Raw genomic sequence first — 19,998 nt, forward strand, 5'->3', positions numbered from 1 at the left:
AGTGATCAGGGCGCTGCTGTGCCGGTGCCGGACCGTTCTTCCGGTACGACCGATATCCGTGCCCGGTCACGACCGCTCGGCCGACTTCCCGGAGATGGGGAAATCCGTGCCGCTCTCTGGTCAAAACCCGGTCTATTTCCTTCCGGTCTTGCCCGGGCGGGTTCGGCGAAGTTCACAGGTCGGCTGTGTACGGTGGGCAGGAGTTCCGCCGAGACGGTCGACTGACGGGAGGGCACGGCGTGGTGGTGACCGAGGAGTTGGCCGACGAACTGCCTGCTGAAGCGGTCGAGGAGGCCAAGGCCCGCGCGGCCACCCTGCTTCTCGCCTTCCGGCACGGCAACCAGCTGGCGTACGACGACGCCCTGGACCGGCTTTTCGCGGAGCAGGCCGAACGCGAGGTAACCACGCTGCTGGTCTGGATCGCCGCCGAGGCGGTGCGCAAGGCCTACGCGCCCGAGGTCGGTGACCGGGTCCTGCGGGGCCTCGCCCGGCGGGCGCCCGCCGACACCTCCTCGGTCGCCATCGACGAGCAGACCGCCGACGCCGCGCGGCTGCTGGAGGCCGTCGAGGCGGGGGAGGTGGCAGTGGTGCGCAGCATGGTGGCGGCGACCGCGGACACGACCTTCCTGCTCGGCGGACTGCTCCAGGCCGTCGCCATGATGCTTCCGCTGCTGCCGGAGGGCGAGGCCCGCGAGGTGGTGGCCGAGCTGCGCCGGCGGCACTGCGGCCCGGCTCCGGAGATCCCCGAGGCCAGGGCCGGGGCCTGAGCCCTGCCCGACGCTCGCGCCGGGTGCCCCGGCCGGGCCCGTGCTGCGGAGCCGGCCGGGGCGGATCAGGATCAGGATCAGGGCATCGCGTGCAGGTGACCGCCGACCGTGCCGGCGATCGAACCTCCGTTCTTGGCATCCCAGTTGGTCGACCAGGTCATCGCCCCGCCGATCCCGGGCCAGGTGGTGTCCGGCTTGTAGCTGCCGCAGTTGGTTCCGGCCGCCAGGCAGTCCAGCGCGTTGTCCACCACGCTCGCGGCGACGTAGCCGCCGCTCGCCGCACCGGTGGACGCGGGGACGCCGAGTCCGACCTGGCTCGGCTTCAGCCCGCCCTTGAGCTGGATGCAGGCCAGCGCGGTGAGGAAGTTCTCGCTGCCCTGCGCATAGACGTTGCCGTCGCAGCCCAGCATCGAACCGGAGTTGTAGTACTGCATGTTGACGATGGTGAGGACGTCCTTCACGTTCAGCGCCAGCTTGAAGTACTCCATCCCGGTCGACTGCATGTCGATGGTCTGCGGAGCCATGGTGAGCACGAACCCGCTGCCGACCTTGCTCGCCAGCGAGTGCAGTGCCTGGCCCATGTAGGTCGAGTTGACGCCGTTCTCCAGGTCGATGTCGACCCCGTCGAAGCCGTAGCTCTGGACGAGCGCGTACGCGCTGTTGGCGAAGTTGGCGGCGGAGGCGGAGTCGCTCACCGAGATGGTGCCGTTCTGGCCGCCGATCGAGAGCACCACCTTCTTGCCCGCGGCGTGCTTGGCCGCGATGTCGGCCTTGAACTGGGCGTCGGTGTAGCCGCCGAGGTGCGAGGAGAGCGTGCTGTCCAGCGTGAAGCTGATCGCCCCCGGTGTGCCGGTCGCGTCGGCGAAGGAGACCGCGATGATGTCGTACGCGGCCGGCACGTCACTGATCTTCTGGACGGTCGCGCCGTTGTCGAAGTTCTGCCAGTAACCGGTCAGGACGTGCTTGGGCAGTCCCGGGCCGGGGCCGGTGGAGGTGGCCGTCGGCGTCGGCGAGGGGCTGGCGGTCGCCGTCGGGCTCTTGCTCGGACCGGCCGTCGGCGTCGGAGTGGCGCTCGCGGTGGTGCTGGCCGACGGGGACGGCGGCGGGGTCCCGGGCCCGACCAGGGAGACGTTGTCCGCCAGGTAGGCGCCCTGGCCGTACCAGCCGTGCAGGTAGACGGTGACGCTGGTGGTGGCGGCCCCGGTGGTGAAGGTGGTGCCGAGCTTGTTCCAGCTCGTGCTGCTGGACCAGGTGCTCGGGTCGGTCCCGCCGGTGCCCCGGGCGCCGAGGTAGACGTAGGGGCCCTGCACCCAGGCGCTCAGGTTGTACGTCGAGGACGGCTTCACCACCACGGTCTGGGTGCACTCCGCGGTGTCGCTGCTGGTCGGAGTGGCGCGCAGGGAGGCGCTCCCCGCGTACGGGGAGGTGGTCTCGGCGCCCGTACCGGCCGGGCAGTTCCAGTTCGTCAGGTGGTTGCCGGTCTCGAAGCCGCCGTTGGCGATCAGGTCGGCGTCGGCGGCCTGTGCGCCGCCGCCGGACAGCACGAGGGCGCTCAGGCCCAGGGCGAGGGCGGCGGTGCCGGCGAGCGCGGTGTGGACGCCGCGACTGCGGCTCCGGTGTCGGGCAGGTGGCATGACTCCATCTCCAGTGGGGGAGGCCGGCCGACCCGGTGGGGGAGGGTCGTACCGGGTGTCGATGGTGCGCGTGCGGGAGCGTCCGACAAACCAAGTCACCTGGCGAGCCAGGTACTTGCCTCACAAGGTGGAGTAGACCAATCCGGCTGTCAAGAGTGCCGTGCGACGTGGGCCGGATCGACGGCCGCCGCGGGCGGCCGCCGGCCCGGCACCGGCGCCGGCGGTTCACCCGCGCCGGCCGGCGCCGGACGATCTTCTTCGCCTGCCGTCGGGGGGTGGCCCGGGTCACCCGTTCCCACCCGCCCCCGCAGCACCACTCCCGGGGCTCCGTAGACTGGCACCGTGAGCGACAAGGCCGAGCAGAACCCGTACACCGTCCGCCCCAGCAGTGCCGATGGCGGCGCCGAGCCCGCGGACGTCCTGCGCGAGATCGAGCAGGAGCTGGCCGGGCGCTGGCCCGAGAACAAGCTGGAGCCCTCGCTCGACCGGATCAACGCGCTGATGGACATCCTGGGCGAGCCCCAGCGGGCCTTCCCGTCCATCCACATCACCGGCACCAACGGCAAGACCTCCACCGCCCGGATGGTCGAGCAGCTGCTCAACTCCTTCGAACTGCGCACCGGCCGCTACACCAGCCCGCACGTGGAGTCCGTCACCGAGCGGATCAGCCTGGACGGCAGCTCGATCAGCCCCGAGCGCTTCGCCGAGACCTACCGGGACATCGAGCCCTACGTCCGGATGGTCGACGAGCAGCAGCCCGTCGCGATGTCGTTCTTCGAGGTGCTCACCGGCATGGCGTACGCGGCCTTCGCCGACGCGCCGGTGGACGTGGCCGTGGTCGAGGTCGGCATGGGCGGCTCCTGGGACGCCACCAACGTCATCGACGCGGGCGTCTCGGTGATCACCCCGATCTCGCTGGACCACACCGACAAGCTCGGCGGCACCACCGGTGAGATCGCCGTCGAGAAGTCCGGGATCATCAAGCCGGGCGGACTGGCCGTCGTCGCCCAGCAGCAGCTGGACGCCGCCCAGACCATCCTGAAGCGCGCCGTCGAGGTGGACGCCACGGTGGCCCGCGAGGGCATGGAGTTCGGCGTGCGCCACCGTGAGGTCGCCATCGGCGGCCAGCTGGTGACGCTGCGCGGGCTCAGCGGCGAGGACTACGAGGACGTCTTCCTGCCGCTGCACGGCGCGCACCAGGCGCAGAACGCCTCCCTCGCGCTGGCCGCCGTGGAGGCGTTCTTCGGCGTCGGCGGTGCCCGCGCCGGAAAGCTCGACATCGACAAGGTCCGGCAGGCGTTCTCCGGCGTCAGCTCGCCGGGCCGCCTGGAGGTCGTCCGGCGCAGCCCCACCATCCTGCTGGACGCCGCGCACAACCCGGCGGGCGCCGAGGCCACGGTGTCCGCGATCAACGAGGCCTTCGGCTTCACCCGGCTGATCGGGGTGATCGCCACCAGCGGGGACAAGGACGTCTCCGGGCTGCTGTCGGCCTTCGAGCCGCTGCTCGCCGAGGTCGTGATCACCCAGAACTCGACCCACCGCCGGATGCCCGTCGACCGGCTGGCCGCCCTCGCGGTCGAGATCTTCGGCGAGGAGCGCGTCCAGGTCGAGCCGCGCCTCGACGAGGCGATCGACGCCGCGGTGGCCCTGGCGGAGGAGGACGGCGACCTCGGCGGCTGCGGTGTGCTGGTCACCGGTTCGGTCATCACGGTGGGCGAGGCACGCCTGCTGCTCGGAAGGAAGTGACATGAGGACGCTCTGTTCCTCGACCCTGATCGGCGAGGCACTGCTGGTGATGTTCGCCGGGCTGGTCGCGATGCGGCTCTCCGACGTCTCCACCGCGACGGTGTGGACGGTCAGCGCCATAGCGATGGTGCTCTGCGTGCTGCTCTGCGGCATGATCAACCGCCCCGGCGCGGTGGCGACCGGCTGGGCGCTGCAGATCGGCCTGATCGCCAGCGGCTTCGTGCTGCCGACGATGTTCGGCCTCGGCGTGGTCTTCGCCGGCCTCTGGTGGTGCTCGGTGCACTACGGCCGCAGGATCGACGAGATCAAGGCCGCCCGGGCGGCGCAGGGCCCGGCCCCGGCAGTAGTAGCCTGACGCCGCACCCCGCCACCGGCGGCGCTCCGGGAATCGGCGGCGCCCCGCCGGTCCGGGTCGGCCCCGCGCTCGCGGGGACGGCCCGATGAGCTGGGCCGCTCACGCAAGGTAACCTTCGGGTTAGCCGCATACACCATGCCGAACCGATTCCCCAGGAGCCGCACCGTGTCCCAGCGCACTCTCGTCCTGCTCAAGCCCGACGCCGTCAAGCGAGGCCTGGCCGGCGAGATCATCAGCCGGATCGAGCGCAAGGCCGGCTGGCGCCTCGCCGCCGTCGAGCTGTGCACCTTCGACCGGGCGACGCTGGAGCAGCACTACGAGGAGCACGTCGGGCGCCCGTTCTACGAGCCGCTGCTCGACTTCATGACCTCCGGCCCGTCGATCGCGCTGATCGTCGAGGGCGAGAACGTCGTCCCCGGCATCCGCGCGCTGGCCGGCGCGACCGACCCGCTGCAGGCCGGTCCCGGCACCATCCGCGGTGACTTCGCCACCATCACCCGTGAGAACCTGATCCACGCCTCGGACTCGGACGCCTCCGCCGAGCGCGAGATCAAGATCTTCTTCCCGGCCCACGCGTGACCGCCCGCCCCGGCCGGCCGGACTGATCCGGTCGGGGCATTCTTATCGTCAAATACGGAACTCAGGACTCCGACACGGCGTCCCAATCCTCGTAGAAGCGATCACACCCCGGACAATGGGTGGTATTCCGTCCGTCCGCGTCCACCGTGACCGGCGTGGCTACGATGGACACAACTCATGGGCCCGGTACGGCTGCTCAGCTGGTGTCCGCCCTGTCACGGGCGTGCGCGATCGGCCCACTCCCCGCCATTGACTCCGAGCCCGGGAAGGCACACCACACCCCATGGCCAACAACCTGTCGTTCATCGGCCGTGACATGGCGATCGACCTCGGCACTGCCAACACGCTGGTGTACGTCAGGGGCAAGGGGATCGTCCTCAACGAGCCCTCCGTGGTCGCGGTCAACACGAACACCGGCGGGATCCTCGCGGTCGGTTCCGAGGCCAAGAAGATGATCGGCCGCACCCCCGGCAACATCGTCGCGATCCGCCCGCTCAAGGACGGCGTGATCGCCGACTTCGAGATCACCGAGCGGATGCTCCGCTACTTCATCCTCAAGATCCACCGCCGCCGCTACCTGGCCCGTCCGCGGGTCGTGGTCTGCGTGCCCTCCGGCATCACGGGGGTGGAGCGCCGCGCCGTGATCGAGGCCAGCTCGCAGGCCGGCGCGCGCCAGGTGCACATCATCGAGGAGCCGATGGCCGCCGCGATCGGTGCGGGCCTGCCCGTCCACGAGGCCACCGGCAACATGGTGGTCGACATCGGCGGCGGTACGACCGAGGTCGCGGTGATCTCGCTCGGCGGGATCGTCACGGCCCAGTCGATCCGGGTGGCCGGCGACGAGCTGGACAACGCGATCGTGCAGCACATCAAGAAGGAGTACTCGCTCCTGCTCGGTGAGCGCAGCGCCGAGCAGATCAAGATGAGCATCGGATCGGCCTTCGCGCTGGAGGGCGAGAAGGACGAGCACGCCGAGATCCGCGGTCGGGACCTGGTCAGCGGCCTGCCCAAGACCGTGGTGATCTCCGCGGCCGAGGTGCGCGAGGCCATCGACGAGCCGGTGAACTCGATCATCGACGCCGTCAAGACCACCCTCGACCAGTGCCCGCCGGAGCTCGCCGGCGACGTGATGGACCGTGGCATCGTGCTGACCGGCGGTGGTGCGCTGCTGCGCGGGCTGGACGAGCGGCTGCGCCGGGAGACCGGCATGCCCATCCACATCGCCGAGAACCCGCTGGACTCGGTCGCACTCGGCTCCGGCAAGTGCGTCGAGGAGTTCGAGGCGCTCCAGCAGGTGCTGGACGCCCAGCCGCGGCGCTGAGCCGCCGCGACAGGTACGCGGACGGTCCTTCGGACGGACCGTCCTTCACACGGAAGGGCCCTCACCCCGCCCACAGCCCGGTGGGGGCCCGGCACAGGACTCGGACGAAGGGGCAGCTCCAGCACCGTGAGGGACACACGAGAGAGCCGCTTGTTGCTCATCCTGCTGGTGGCCGTCGCCTTCGCCCTGATCACCGTGGACATCAAGGGCGGCGAGAGTTCGCCGCTCGGCGGCGCCCGCCGGGCCGCCGCCGGTGTCCTCGGGCCGGTCGAGCGGGGCGCGGCGTCGGCGGTCGACCCGGTCGCGGACACCGTCCGCTCGTTCCGGGACGCGGCCACCCACAGCGGCCGCATCGACCAGCTGAACCGGGACAACACCGAGCTGCGCCAGAAGCTCGCGTCCTCCGACGCCGCCGCCGGCCGCACCAAGCAGCTGGACGACATGCTCCGTACCGCGGGCGCCGGCGGTTACACCGTCAAGGCCGCCCAGGTGATCGCGATCGGAGCGGCCCAGGGCTTCTCCTGGACCATCACCATCGACGCCGGCAGCGACGACGGTCTGACCCGCGACATGACGGTCATCAACGGCCAGGGTCTGGTCGGCCGGGTCACCACGGTCGCGCCCACCACCTCCACGGTGCTGCTCGCCTCCGACCCCGGCTTCAGCGCGGGCGCCCGGCTGGAGGGCAGCGGCGAGATCGGCTTCGCCTCCGGCCAGGGCACCGGCCCGATGCGGGTCGAGCTGCTCAACGGCAAGGCCCAGGTCAAGGCCGGGGACCGGCTGGTGACCTTCGGGTCGCAGAGCGGCCGGCCGTTCGTCCCCGGCGTGCCGGTGGGCAAGGTGGTGGAGGTCGAGGCGACTCCGGGTCAGCTCACCAAGACGATCATGGTCGAGCCGTACGTGCAGTTCACCCGGCTCGACCTGATCGGCGTGGTGGTGGTGCCGCCGCGGACCGACCCCCGGGACGCCGTCCTGCCGCCCGCGACCGCGGCCCAGGCACCCGCCGCCCAGGCCCCCGCCGTACCGCCCGCCAGTCCCACAGGGGGGAACTGACCCATGCGACTCATCCGGATCCCGGTCTCCGCCGTGCTGGTCCTGCTCGGCCTGGTGCTCCAGGTCAGCGTCTTCGGCCGGCTCCAGCTGCCCGGCGCCACCCCCGACGTCCTGCTGCTCGTCGTGGTCGGCCTGGCCATGGTCTACGGGCCGACCGGCGGCTGCCTGGTCGGCTTCGCGGCCGGCCTGCTCGCCGACGTGGCCCCGCCCTCCGACCACGCGATCGGCCGGTACGCGCTGGTCCTGTGCCTGGTCGGCTACGGCGCGGGCCTGCTGCGCGGCGAGCACGGCCGCCAGCGCTCGGTGGCCGGCGCGCTGCTGGTGGTCGGCGGCGCCGCGGTGGTCTCCACCCTGCTGTACGCGATGGTCGGCGCGCTGGTCGGCGACACCGCCGCCCGGCACGTGGGCCTGGTCGGCCTCGTCCTCAGCGCCCTGCTGTACGACCTGCTGCTGGCCCCGTTCGTGGTGCCGGTGGTGATGCTGGCGGCGCGCCGCTTCGAGCACGACCCGGTGGCGGCCGCGAGCGGCGACGGCGCGGGCGGCGCGGGCCTGGGCACGCTGGCCCGCTACCGGACCACCCGGGAGGCCTCGGCCGGCCCCACCTACAAGAAGAAGCGCGTCCTCGGGCTGGCCAAGCGCCCGTGAGCGCCAGCCCGGCGCCCGTGAGCGCGCGCCGCTCGTAACGCCATGCCCGCACCCTCGTCCTCTGGAGCAGACGCGACGTGAGCAACATCCCCGAGACCGGACGAACCCGGCGGGTGACGATCCGTCTGGTGGTCCTGCAGATCCTTGTGCTCTCCCTGCTCGCCACGCTCGGCGGGCGGCTCTGGTACCTGCAGATCCGCAGCGCCAGCGAGTACACCGCCAAGGCCACCGGCAACCACATCCGCGAGGTGGTCGAGCCGGCCGTGCGCGGCGAGATCCTGGACGCCTCCGGCCGGGTGATGGCCGGCAACGAGACCCGCCTGGTGGTCTCGGTCAGCCGCACCTCGCTGCTCCAGCAGAAGGACGGCGGCAAGGGCGTGCTGACCCGGCTCGGCGACGTGCTGGGCGTCCCGCTCAAGGATCTCCAGGAGAAGGTCCGGCTCTGCGACGCCAAGACCAAGCAGCCCTGCTGGAACGGTTCGCCCTATCAGCCGATCCCGGTCTCCAAGGAGGCCACCACGCAGCAGGCGATGCAGATAATGGAACGCCGCGAGGACTTCCCCGGCGTGACCGCGCAGCCCACCGCCGTCCGCCACTACACCGGGGTCGAGGGCGCCAACGCCGCCCAGGTGCTCGGCTACCTCTCCCCGGTCACGGACGACGAGGTCACCAGGACCGCGGACAAGACCGGCCGGGATCGCTACCTGCCGGCCGACCAGATCGGCCGGGCCGGGCTGGAGTCGGTCTACGACAGCGACCTGCGCGGCACCACCGGCGTCACCAGCCTGGAGGTGGACAACCTCGGCCGGGTGATCGGCACCGCCGGCACCGTCGCCGCCCAACCCGGGAACAACCTGGTCACCAGCATCGACGCGCGGGTCCAGAAGGTGGTCGAGGACAACCTCGTGCAGGCCATGGGCGACGCCCGCAAGACCTTCGACAAGGTCACCAACCGCAACTACGAGGCCGACTCGGGCGCCGCGGTCGTGATGGACGTGCACACCGGCCGGATCATCGCGATGGCCAGCGCACCGACCTACGACCCGAACCTCTGGGTCGGCGGCATCACCGGTAACGACTACCAGGCTCTGACCAGCAAGGACTCCAACTTCCCGCTGCTCAACCGGGCCATACAGGGTCAGTCCGCACCCGGCTCCACCTTCAAGGTGGTCTCCACCACGGCCGCCGTCCAGGCCGGCTACTCGCTCGACGGCACCTACCCCTGCCCGACCAGCCTGACCATCGGCGGCCGCGAGTTCAAGAACTTCGAGGCGGAGAGCTTCGGCTCGATCACGCTGGAGAAGGCGCTGGAGGTCTCCTGCGACACCGTCTTCTACGGCCTCTCCTACGACCAGTGGATGAAGGACGGCGGCATCAAGCCGAAGAAGGACCCGGCCGACTGGTTCTACAAGACCGCGCACGAGTTCGGGCTGGGCGCCAAGACCGGGATCGACCTGCCCGCCGAGGTGACCGGCCGGGTGCCGGACCGGCAGTGGAAGCAGTCCTTCTTCGACAACAACAAGGACGCCTGGTGCGCGCAGGCGGCCAAGGGCGGCAACAGCTACTCCGACCAGATCGCCAAGGAGAACTGCGTCGACGGCTACGTGATGCGTGCCGGTGACTCGGTCAACTACGCGATCGGCCAGGGCGACACCCTGGTCACCCCGATCCAGATGGCCCGGATCTACTCGGCGCTCGCCAACGGCGGCACCTTCTACCGCCCCACCGTCGCCAAGGCCGTGATGAGCCCCAGCGGCCAGCTGGTGCGCGAGATCGCCCCGCAGGCGGACGCCAAGTTCCCCGGCGACCAGAAGCTGCTGAGCTACATCGACCAGGCCACCGCCGGCGTCGTCACCAACGGCACCGCCGCCTGGAAGTTCACCGGCGCCGGCTGGCCGCAGGGCAAGATCGAACTGCACGCCAAGACCGGCACCGCCGAGGTCGAGGGCAAGCAGACCACCTCCTGGCTGACCACCTACAGCGGTGACTACGCGGTCATCATGACGATCAGCCAGGGCGGCACCGGCTCCGGCGGCTCCGGCGACGCGATCCGCCGGATCTACCAGGCGCTGTACGGCGTGGACGACAAGGGCAACGTCGACAACGGCAAGGCGCTGCTGCCCAAGCCGCAGGCCGAACTGCCCAAGTTCAGCCCGGACGGCACCGCGATCATCAAGCAGGCCTCCTACACCTACACCTACGGCGCGTCCGCCTTCCTCGACCCGGCACAGCCGACCGGCTCCGCCGCGCTCTGGACGGCGGCCGGCGCCGCCCTCGAACCGGCCCGCGGCACGTGGAACGGCAGCATCGGAAAGGGCCGGTCATGACGTCGTACGGCTCGTACCGCCAGATCCGGCTCTCCCCGCAGCGCGGGGCGGTCTCCAAGGCGCTCGCCAGGGACGCCCCGCTGCGCCGGATCGACTGGATCCTGATACTGGCCGCGCTGGTGCTCTCGCTCGGCAGCTCGCTGCTGGTCTGGTCGGCGACCCGGGGCCGGGACTCGCTGACCCACGGGGATCCGCAGTACTTCCTCTACCGCCACCTCACCAACCTGGTGATCGGGCTGGCCCTGTGCGCGGTCGTCATCGGGATAGGGAGTCGGCGCTTCCGGACGCTGGTGCCGTTCCTCTACATCGCCGTGATGCTGATGCTGCTCGCCACGCTCAGCCCGCTGGGCTCGACGATCAACGGACAGCACTCCTGGATCCAGTTCGGCGGCGGCTTCTCCGTCCAGCCGGCCGAGTTCGCCAAGCTGGCGATCGTGCTCGGCATGGCGGTGATCATGTCGGCCCGGGTGGACGCGGGGGAGCGTGAGTTCCCCTCCGACCGCAGCGTGTTCCAGGGCCTGGTGGCGGCGAGCATCCCGATGGCCGTCGTGATGCTGATGCCCGACGCCGGCTCCGTGATGGTGATGGCCGTCATCGTGCTGGGCATCCTGCTGGCCTCCGGCGCCGCCAACCGGTGGACCTTCGGGCTGCTGCTGGCCGGTGCGGGCGGCTGTGTGGCGGTCTGGAAGCTCGGGGTGCTGAGCAAGTACCAGATCGACCGGTTCGCGGCGTTCGCCAACCCCGCGCTCGATCCCTCGGGCGTCGGCTACAACACCGCCCAGGCCCGGATCGCGATCGGCTCCGGCGGCCTGACCGGCAAGGGCCTCTTCCACGGGACGCAGACCACCGGCCAGTTCGTGCCCGAGCAGCAGACCGACTTCGTCTTCACCGTCGCCGGTGAGGAGCTGGGCTTCCTCGGAGCCGCCGCGATACTGCTGCTGCTCGGCGTGGTGCTCTGGCGGGCCTGCCGGATCGCCCGGCACGCCACCGACCTCTACGGCACCATCCTGGTCGCCGGGGTGGTCGCCTGGTTCGCCTTCCAGGCCTTCGAGAACATCGGGATGTGCCTGGGCATCATGCCGGTCGCCGGCATCCCGCTGCCGTTCGTCAGTTACGGCGGGTCCTCGATGTTCGCGGTCTGGGTCGCGATCGGGTTGATGCAGGCGGTGCACAGCCAGCGGCCGATAGCGGGCTGAGCGGTGCGCACGGGTGCCCCGGCCGGGGAGGACCGGCCGGGGCACCGCCGCGTCCGGGGAGCCCCGGCCACCAGCTGTCCCAGTGCGCGATCCGGTCGGTGGGCACCCGGGGGCCGCTGGGGTTCGGCGGTCTGCGGATTCGTCGAGACCATCCGGGACGGTCACCCGGGCACCGCGATCGCCGCCCCACGCTCTGCGCCCGCCCGGCCACCGGGGCGGGCGCCGGAAATGGCCCCGCGAGCGCCGGGAGGGGCCAAAGTCCCTGCCCGGACGGCCCGTTGGTCGCCCTCGTGGGCGCCTGCCCCCCGTCCGGGGGCGGTCGGCCCGTCCGGACTCGGCGCCGGTTCGGCTACCCTTGAGGGTCACCCCAGTTCCTGTCGTAAGGGTTTCTAGTTACATGACTGTCGAATCGGTCTTCCCACGCCTGGAGGCCCTCCTCCCGCACGTCCAGAAGCCGATCCAGTACGTCGGCGGCGAGCTCAACTCGACCGTCAAGGACTGGGACGCCTGCGACGTCCGCTGGGCCCTGATGTACCCCGACGCCTACGAGGTCGGCCTGCCCAACCAGGGCGTCATGATCCTCTACGAGGTGCTCAACGAGCGCGAGGGCGTGCTCGCGGAGCGCACGTACAGCGTCTGGCCCGACCTCGAAGCGCTGATGCGCGAGCACGGCGTGCCGCAGTTCACCGTGGACGCGCACCGCCCGGTCAAGGCGTTCGACGTGTTCGGCCTGAGCTTCTCCACCGAGCTCGGCTACACGAACATGCTCAACGCGCTGGACCTCGCGGGCATCCCGCTGGAGGCCGGGAACCGCACCCTCGACGACCCGATCGTCCTCGCGGGCGGCCACGCGGCCTTCAACCCCGAGCCGATCGCGGACTTCATCGACTGCGCGGTGGTCGGCGACGGCGAGCAGGCCGTGCTGGACATCACCGAGATCGTCCGGGCCTGGAAGGCCGAGGGCCGTCCCGGCGGCCGGGACGAGGTGCTGCTGCGGCTGGCGAGGACCGGCGGGGTCTACGTCCCGCGGTTCTACGACGTGGAGTACCTGGCCGACGGCCGGATCGCCCGGGTCGTGCCCAACGCCCCCGGCGTGCCGTGGCGGGTCTCCAAGCACACGGTGATGGACCTCGACGAGTGGCCCTACCCGAAGCAGCCGCTCGTCCCGCTCGCCGAGACCGTCCACGAGCGGATGTCCGTGGAGATCTTCCGGGGCTGCACCCGCGGGTGCCGCTTCTGTCAGGCCGGCATGATCACGCGCCCCGTGCGGGAGCGAAGCATCACCGGCATCGGCGAGATGGTCGAGCGCGGGCTGAAGGCCACCGGCTTCGAGGAGGTCGGCCTGCTCTCCCTGTCGAGCGCCGACCACACCGAGATCGGCGACATCGCCAAGGGTCTGGCGGACCGCTACACCGACGACAAGATCGGTCTGTCGCTGCCGTCCACCCGCGTCGACGCCTTCAACATCGACCTCGCCAACGAGCTGACCCGCAACGGTCGCCGCTCGGGCCTCACCTTCGCCCCCGAGGGCGGCAGCGAGCGCATCCGCAAGGTGATCAACAAGATGGTGTCGGAGGAGGACCTGATCCGCACCGTCGCCGCCGCGTACGGCAACGGCTGGCGCCAGGTGAAGCTGTACTTCATGGTCGGCCTGCCCACCGAGACCGACGAGGACGTGCTGCAGATCGCCGAGATGGCGAAGAACGTCATCCAGAAGGGCCGCGAGGTCACCGGCCAGAACGACATCCGCTGCACCGTCTCCATCGGCGGATTCGTCCCGAAGCCGCACACGCCCTTCCAGTGGGCCCCGCAGCTCTCCGCCGAGGCCACCGACGCCCGGCTCGGCAAGCTCCGCGACGCGATCCGCCACGACCGCAAGTACGGCAAGAACATCGGCTTCCGGTACCACGACGGCAAGCCCGGCATCGTCGAGGGCCTGCTCTCGCGCGGCGACCGCCGGATCGGCGCCGTCATCCGCGCGGTCTACGAGGACGGCGGCCGCTTCGACGGCTGGCGCGAGCACTTCTCCTTCGACCGCTGGATGGCCTCCGCGGAGAAGGGGCTGGCCGGCACCGGCGTCGACGTCGAGTGGTACACCACCCGCGAGCGCGCCTACGAGGAGGTGCTGCCCTGGGACCACCTGGACAGCGGCCTCGACAAGGACTGGCTCTGGGAGGACTGGCAGGACGCCCTGGAGGAGGTCGAGGTCGACGACTGCCGCTGGACGCCGTGCTTCGACTGCGGGGTCTGCCCCCAGCTCGGCCTCGACATCCAGATCGGCCCCACCGGGCAGAAGCTGCTCCCGCTGACGGTGGTCAAGTAACACCTGCCGCAGGGCCCGACACGCCTCCCCGGATCCCCGGCCGCCTTCCGGCCGGGGATCCGTCGTGTCGGGCAGCACGACGGGCCCCGCCCCGCGCCCGCCGCCGGGGCGCGGCGGCCCGCGCCGGCCGCCCCCCGGCCCCGGCTGCCGCTGTCACGCTCCTGACCAGGGGCGGAGCGCGGAAGGCGCGCAGGCGCGTACCCTTTGGTACGACAGAGTCCGGGCGGGCCGATGGGCGCGGCCGGACACGGAGACTGACGAAGGACTGAGTGCCCTGGCACGCCGCACGCCCGACGGTCCGCCGCCCGCGCCGACGGTGCAGCGCATCCGTCTTCGCTACACCAAGCGCGGCCGGCTGCGTTTCACCAGCCACCGTGACTTCCAGCGCGCCTTCGAGCGGGCTCTGCGCCGCTCGGCCGTGCCGATGGCCTACTCGGCCGGCTTCACGCCGCACCCCAAGGTCTCGTACGCCAACGCCGCCCCCACCGGGGTGGCCAGCGAGGCGGAGTACCTGGAGATCGGTCTGGCCGGTGTCCGCGACCCGGAGGAGCTGCGCGCGCTGCTCGACGCGTCGTTGCCGCCCGGGCTGGACATCACGGACGCCGTCGAGGTCCGGACGCCCAACTTCGTGGAGCGCCTGGAGGCCTCCGAGTGGCTGGTGCGACTGGACGGCGTGGAGCCGCAGGAGGCCGCCCGCGCGGTCGCGCTCTTCCTCGCGGCCGAGGAGGTCGAGGTCGAGCGCACGACCAAGAACGGCGTGCGCCGCTTCGACGCGCGCGGGCCGGTTGCGGCCTTTGAGATCGTCTCGCCGCAGGTGGGAATTGGTCCGGACGGACACTCGGAGGGGGAGTCCGATGTTCGGACGGCCCGTCCCTGTGCGATACTGCGCCTGGTAGTACGACACGCCACACCCGCCGTACGACCCGACGACGTTTTGTCCGGTCTCCGTGTAACGGCCGACCTGGCGCCGCCGGTCCCCGCTGAGGTGACCAGGCTGGCGCAGGGGCCGCTCGACGAGGAGACCGGCACGGTGACCGACCCGCTGGCGCTCGACCGCGCCGCGGCCCCGGCCGGCCCTGTAGAGGCCGCCGAGCCGCGCGCAACCGCGTCCGCCTAGCGGGCGGAGGCCGGGTCCAGCAACCACTGGACCGTCTGGCGCTCCAGGCCCCCGCGGCTCCCCAGGGGAGCGAGCGTCGTCGAAGCGAAGCACAGGCCGCCCCTTGTGGCCCGCCGACCCCGATGGTCGGTGGGCCCGAGGACCCCGTCCGGGAGCCACCCGGGGTTGGGGGACGGCGCAGCCTGGGAAAACCTCAGAAGACTGGTCAGACCAGAAGACTTTCGACACCCCGCAACTGTGCGGGGAGCCGAGCGAGACTACGAGCCCCTGTGCGGCCTCGCGTCCGCACGGTGGCACCGTTGAGGGTCCGGCAAGGCATCCGTGAGGAGGCCGGCCGGCCACCGGTGCCACGCCGTGCCCGATGCGGAGCCCGGGGGCCTGACGGGAGATCCACCCGCATGCTCGATAACACCGATCCGCAGCAGTCCGCCGCCGCCGCCGGCAGCGATGCCGGCAGCACCGAGGGCGCCTCCGCCGCTCCGCCGCGCCGCCGTCGCCGTGCGGTCTCCCGCCCGGCCGGTGCGCCGCAGGGCGCCGAGACCGCCGACACCGTGGTGGCCGCCGAGCCCGCCGCGCCGGTCGCCGCGGCCGAGCCCGCCGCCGTCGAGCCCGCCGCCGTCGAGCCCGCCGCCGTCGAGGCCGCGCCCGAGAAGCCGGTGCGGGCCCGCCGTGCCCGTAAGCGTGCCGAGGCCCCCGCCGGGGCGCCCGAGGCCGCCGAGACCATCGTCACACCGGCCGTCGCCGCGCCGGTCGCCGCGGCCGAGCCCGCCGCCGCCGAGCCCGCCGTCGAGGCCGCGCCCGAGAAGCCGGTGCGGGCCCGCCGTGCCCGTAAGCGTGCCGAGGCCCCCGCCGGAGCGCCCGCCGAGACCCCGGCCGCGCAGACCCCGGCCGCCGAGGCCGAGCCGGTCGTCGCCGAGCAGCCCGCCGCCGAGGAGGCGCCGGCCGCACCCGCCCGCCGCGCCCGGCGCCGCCGCGTGGTGGAGAGCGCCCCGGTGGTCGAGGAGACCCCGGTCGCGACGGAGGAGCCCGCCGAGGAGGAGCCCGCCGCGCAGCCGGTGGCCGCCGCCGAGCCGGCTCCCGCCCCGGTGGCCGCTCCCGCCCCGGTGGTCGCGCCCGTCGGGTCGGCCGAGCCGCCGCGGGCCCGCCGCCGTGCGGTGCGTCCGTCCACCGCGATCTTCCAGGCTCCGGTCTTCCAGGAGCCCGCGTCCTTCACCGCACCGGCACAGGCACCGGCAACGGCACCGGCTCAGGCCGCGCCGCCGGCCGCCGCCCCGGCCCCCGTGGCCGCCGCCGCGCCCGCCGCGGCCGAGAAGCCGGCCGCGCAGGCCGCTCCGGTCGAGGGCGACGACGAGTTCGAGTACAGCGGCGTCGGCCGCCGTCGCCGCACCCGCACCCAGGTCCGGGTGCAGACCCCCTCCCGTCAGCGGCCCGCCGCGGCCGAGAAGCCGGCCGCGCAGGCCGCTCCGGTCGCCTCCGCCGCGCCGGCGCCGGTGGCCGCGCCCGCCCCGGTGCCGGCCGCGGAGCCGAAGGCCGAGCCCGTCACCGCCGGTCCCGAGCAGGACGGCGACTGGGAGGAGGACGGCCGTCCGTCCCGCCGTCGCCGTCGGGGTGGCCGCCGCCGCCGTCGGGGCGAGGCCGAGGAGTTCGAGCCGGAGACCCACGAGGCCGAGCAGAGCGCCGAGGAGCCGGCCGCCCGGGTCGAGGAGGAGGACGACGAGGACGACGACCTGGCCTCCGGCCTGGCCTCCTCCCGTCGCCGTCGTCGCCGTCGCCGCCGCAGCGGTGAGAGCGGCGCCGAGCCCGCCGAGAGCGTCTCCGCCGAGGACGGCGTCCGGACGGTCGTGAAGGTGCGCGAGCCGCGCCGCCGCTCCACCGAGCCGTCGTTCGACCCGGACGAGGTGCAGTCCATCAAGGGCTCCACCCGCCTGGAGGCCAAGAAGCAGCGCCGCCGCGAGGGCCGCGAGCTGGGCCGCCGCCGGGTGCCGATCATCACCGAGGCCGAGTTCCTGGCCCGCCGCGAGTCGGTCGAGCGCGTCATGGTGGTCCGCCAGAACGGCCAGCGCACCCAGATCGGCGTGCTGGAGGACGGCGTGCTGGTCGAGCACTACGTCAACAAGGAGCAGGCCACCTCGTACGTCGGCAACGTGTACCTGGGCAAGGTCCAGAACGTGCTGCCCTCGATGGAGGCCGCCTTCGTCGACATCGGCAAGGGCCGCAACGCGGTGCTGTACGCCGGTGAGGTCAACTTCGGTTCGCTGGGCGGCCACGGCGGTCCGCGCCGGATCGAGTCGGTGCTGAAGTCCGGCCAGTCCGTGCTGGTGCAGGTCTCCAAGGACCCGATCGGCCACAAGGGCGCCCGCCTGACCAGCCAGATCTCGCTCCCCGGCCGCTACCTGGTGTACGTCCCCGAGGGCTCGATGACCGGGATCAGCCGCAAGCTGCCCGAGAACGAGCGGGCCCGCCTCAAGCAGATCCTCAAGCGGATCGTCCCGGACGACGCGGGCGTCATCGTGCGCACCGCGGCCGAGGGCGCCAGCGAGGACGAGCTGACGCGTGACGTGCAGCGCCTGCAGGCGCAGTGGGAGGAGATCCAGAAGAAGGCCGCCGGCGGCAACGCCCCGGCGCTGCTCTACGGCGAGCCGGACATGACCGTCCGGGTCGTGCGCGACATCTTCAACGAGGACTTCACCAAGGTCATCGTCTCCGGCTCGGAGGCGTGGAACACCATCCACGAGTACGTTTCCAACGTGGCCCCGGACCTCGCCGAGCGCCTCCAGCGCTGGACGTCCGACGTGGACGTCTTCGCGACGTACCGGATCGACGAGCAGCTGATGAAGGCGCTGGACCGCAAGGTCTGGCTGCCCAGCGGCGGTTCGCTGGTGATCGACCGGACCGAGGCGATGATCGTCGTCGACGTCAACACCGGCAAGTTCGTCGGCCAGGGCGGCAACCTCGAGGAGACCGTCACCCGCAACAACATCGAGGCGGCCGAGGAGATCGTCCGCCAGCTGCGGCTGCGCGACCTCGGCGGCATCATCGTGATCGACTTCATCGACATGGTGCTGGAGTCCAACCGGGATCTGGTGCTGCGCCGCCTGCTGGAGTGCCTGGGCCGCGACCGGACCAAGCACCAGGTGGCGGAGGTCACCTCGCTGGGCCTGGTCCAGATGACCCGCAAGCGGGTCGGCCAGGGCCTGCTGGAGTCCTTCTCCGAGTCCTGCGTGCACTGCAACGGCCGCGGTGTCATCGTGCACATGGAGCAGCCGACCGCCCCCGGTGGCGGCGGTGGCCCGGTGGGCACCTCCGGAGAGGCCTCCGCCACCGGCGGCAAGCGCCGGCGCCGGGGCAAGGGCGGCGCCGCGCACGAGGAGCCGCTGCCGCACCTGCTGGACGAGGACGGCATCGACGAGGGCGACGACCACGAGCACGAGCACGAGGAGTTCGAGATCGTCTCCGGCGGCGAGCAGCTGGTGATCGACGTCCCGGCGGAGCAGGCCGAGACCGTCGAGCCCGCCCCCGCCGTCGAGCCGGCCCCCGCCGAGCAGGAGCGCCCGAGCCTGGTCGAGATCCCGGCCACCCCGGTGGCCGGCGGCCGCACCCGCCGCCGCGCGGTCCGCAAGGCCACCGCCCCGGCCGGCGCCCCCGCCGAGGCCGAGATCGTCGTCCTGCAGGCCCGCGCCGACGCGGCCATGGAGGCGGCGCTCGCCGCCGCCGAGACGGCCCCGGCGGAGCCCGAGGCCGTCGTCGTGGCCGAGCCGCAGGCCCCCGCCGCCCCGGCGGAGGTCGTGGCCGAGCCCGAGGTCGTGGCCGAGGCCGAGGCCGAGCAGGCTCCCGCCGAGGCGGAGGCCGAGGAGGCGCCCGCACCGAAGAAGCGGGCCCCGCGCAAGGCCGCCGTCAAGAAGACGGCCGCGAAGAAGGCCGTCGCCGACACCACGGCGGCGCCCGCCAAGAAGACCACCGCCCGCAAGACCGCGACCAAGCGGACGAGCGCGGCGGCCAAGAAGGCAGCGGCCGCCGAGGGTGATTCGGCGGCGGAGTAGGCCCATGGCCGGGAGCGGGCGGTCACCGTCCGCTCCCGGTCGTACGGCCCGGTTTGCCCAGGCGGCAACCGATCCGTATTCTTGAACATCGGCGTGTCTACGCCATGCTCCCGAGCAGATCACCTCCTGAACCCTTCGGGGAACGGGGGAGGCCGACTGTGTCCGTACCCAGGCGGCTGGCATCGAGAGTTCCGACCGAGTAGAGAAAGCAGGTACCGCATGTACGCGATCGTTCGCGCAGGCGGCCGCCAGCACAAGGTCGCCATCGGCGACGTGCTGGAGATTGACCGCGTTGACGTCAAGCCGGGTGACTCGGTCGAACTGTCGACCATCCTGCTTGTCGACGGCGAGGCCGTCACCTCCGACCCGTGGGTCCTCGCCGGTGTGAAGGTTCACGCCGAGGTCGTCGACCACACCAAGGGTGAGAAGATCATCATCCTTCGCTACAAGAACAAGACCGGCTACCGTCGGCGCCAGGGTCACCGCCAGCGTCACACCGCCGTCCGCATCACCAGCATCGACTCCGCGAAGTAAGTAAGGGGATAGCGAGATGGCACACAAGAAGGGCGCAAGCTCTACCCGCAACGGCCGCGACTCGAACGCCCAGCGCCTCGGCGTGAAGCGCTTCGGCGGCCAGGTCGTCAGCGCCGGCGAGATCCTCGTCCGCCAGCGTGGCACCCACTTCCACCCGGGTGCGGGCGTCGGTCGCGGCGGCGACGACACCCTGTTCGCGCTGAACGCCGGCGCGGTCCAGTTCGGTACCCACCGCGGTCGTCGCGTCGTCAACATCGTGGCCGTCGAGGCCTGATCTTCCTGACGTCGCGTCAAGCGGCATTCGGTAGGATTCATGGAGGGTGGACCGGAATGTTCCGGTCCACCCTCCGTGTTTCAACCT

15 protein-coding genes are annotated in these 19,998 nt (G+C 72.0%); 14 read left to right on the forward strand and 1 reads right to left on the reverse strand.

What is annotated here, in order from left to right; translation table 11 throughout:
* The first annotated feature begins 239 nt into the window (after positions 1-239).
* Positions 240-767: a hypothetical protein gene (locus OG823_RS23315; RefSeq protein ID WP_371481554.1), complete on the forward strand. Its 528-nt coding sequence runs from the start codon at positions 240-242 to the stop codon at positions 765-767.
* A 77-nt stretch (positions 768-844) separates the two neighbouring features.
* Here OG823_RS23315 and OG823_RS23320 read toward each other — a convergent pair whose 3' ends face one another.
* A complete protein-coding gene (locus OG823_RS23320) occupies positions 845-2,401 on the reverse strand; it encodes a chitinase (protein WP_371481555.1) in 1,557 nt (518 codons plus the stop codon).
* A gap of 342 nt (positions 2,402-2,743) precedes the next feature.
* Here OG823_RS23320 and OG823_RS23325 point away from each other — a divergent pair, with 342 nt between their 5' ends.
* The 13 genes from OG823_RS23325 to rpmA all read left to right on the forward strand — a co-directional run bounded on the left by OG823_RS23325 (position 2,744) and on the right by rpmA (position 19,911).
* Entirely contained in the window at positions 2,744-4,147 is a 1,404-nt protein-coding gene (locus OG823_RS23325; protein WP_371481556.1) for a folylpolyglutamate synthase/dihydrofolate synthase family protein, read from the forward strand.
* A 1-nt stretch (position 4,148) separates the two neighbouring features.
* Positions 4,149-4,502, forward strand: coding sequence for a DUF4233 domain-containing protein (locus tag OG823_RS23330; protein WP_371481557.1), 354 nt, complete (start codon positions 4,149-4,151; stop codon positions 4,500-4,502).
* A gap of 165 nt (positions 4,503-4,667) precedes the next feature.
* The gene (ndk, locus tag OG823_RS23335) at positions 4,668-5,081 is read left to right on the forward strand and encodes a nucleoside-diphosphate kinase (RefSeq protein ID WP_371481558.1); all 414 of its coding nucleotides are present in this window, start codon (positions 4,668-4,670) and stop codon (positions 5,079-5,081) included.
* Between the two features lie 295 nt (positions 5,082-5,376).
* A complete protein-coding gene (locus tag OG823_RS23340) occupies positions 5,377-6,402 on the forward strand; it encodes a rod shape-determining protein (protein WP_073927935.1) in 1,026 nt (341 codons plus the stop codon).
* A gap of 126 nt (positions 6,403-6,528) precedes the next feature.
* Complete coding sequence (gene mreC, locus OG823_RS23345) at positions 6,529-7,455, forward strand: rod shape-determining protein MreC (protein WP_371481559.1); 927 nt, start codon at positions 6,529-6,531, stop codon at positions 7,453-7,455.
* A 3-nt stretch (positions 7,456-7,458) separates the two neighbouring features.
* Positions 7,459-8,100: a rod shape-determining protein MreD gene (mreD, locus tag OG823_RS23350; protein ID WP_371481560.1), complete on the forward strand. Its 642-nt coding sequence runs from the start codon at positions 7,459-7,461 to the stop codon at positions 8,098-8,100.
* Between the two features lie 77 nt (positions 8,101-8,177).
* The gene (mrdA, locus tag OG823_RS23355) at positions 8,178-10,427 is read left to right on the forward strand and encodes a penicillin-binding protein 2 (RefSeq protein WP_371481561.1); all 2,250 of its coding nucleotides are present in this window, start codon (positions 8,178-8,180) and stop codon (positions 10,425-10,427) included.
* On the forward strand, positions 10,424-11,623 hold the full coding sequence (gene rodA / locus OG823_RS23360) for a rod shape-determining protein RodA (protein ID WP_371481562.1): 1,200 nt from the start codon (positions 10,424-10,426) through the stop codon (positions 11,621-11,623). The genes mrdA and rodA overlap by 4 nt, the downstream gene beginning before the upstream one ends.
* Positions 11,624-12,020: 397 nt before the next feature.
* Complete coding sequence (locus tag OG823_RS23365) at positions 12,021-13,946, forward strand: TIGR03960 family B12-binding radical SAM protein (RefSeq protein ID WP_371481563.1); 1,926 nt, start codon at positions 12,021-12,023, stop codon at positions 13,944-13,946.
* Positions 13,947-14,262: 316 nt separating this feature from the next.
* A complete protein-coding gene (locus OG823_RS23370) occupies positions 14,263-15,063 on the forward strand; it encodes a TIGR03936 family radical SAM-associated protein (protein ID WP_371481564.1) in 801 nt (266 codons plus the stop codon).
* A 398-nt stretch (positions 15,064-15,461) separates the two neighbouring features.
* On the forward strand, positions 15,462-19,103 hold the full coding sequence (locus OG823_RS23375; protein ID WP_371481565.1) for a ribonuclease E/G: 3,642 nt from the start codon (positions 15,462-15,464) through the stop codon (positions 19,101-19,103).
* 219 nt (positions 19,104-19,322) lie between these two features.
* Positions 19,323-19,637, forward strand: a complete 315-nt coding sequence (gene rplU, locus OG823_RS23380) for a 50S ribosomal protein L21 (protein WP_266323516.1) — start codon at positions 19,323-19,325, stop codon at positions 19,635-19,637.
* A gap of 16 nt (positions 19,638-19,653) precedes the next feature.
* Positions 19,654-19,911: a 50S ribosomal protein L27 gene (rpmA, locus tag OG823_RS23385; protein ID WP_057238555.1), complete on the forward strand. Its 258-nt coding sequence runs from the start codon at positions 19,654-19,656 to the stop codon at positions 19,909-19,911.
* The last annotated feature ends 87 nt before the right edge of the window (positions 19,912-19,998 follow it).

Source organism: Kitasatospora sp. NBC_00315 (assembly GCF_041435095.1).
Classification (GTDB): domain Bacteria; phylum Actinomycetota; class Actinomycetes; order Streptomycetales; family Streptomycetaceae; genus Kitasatospora.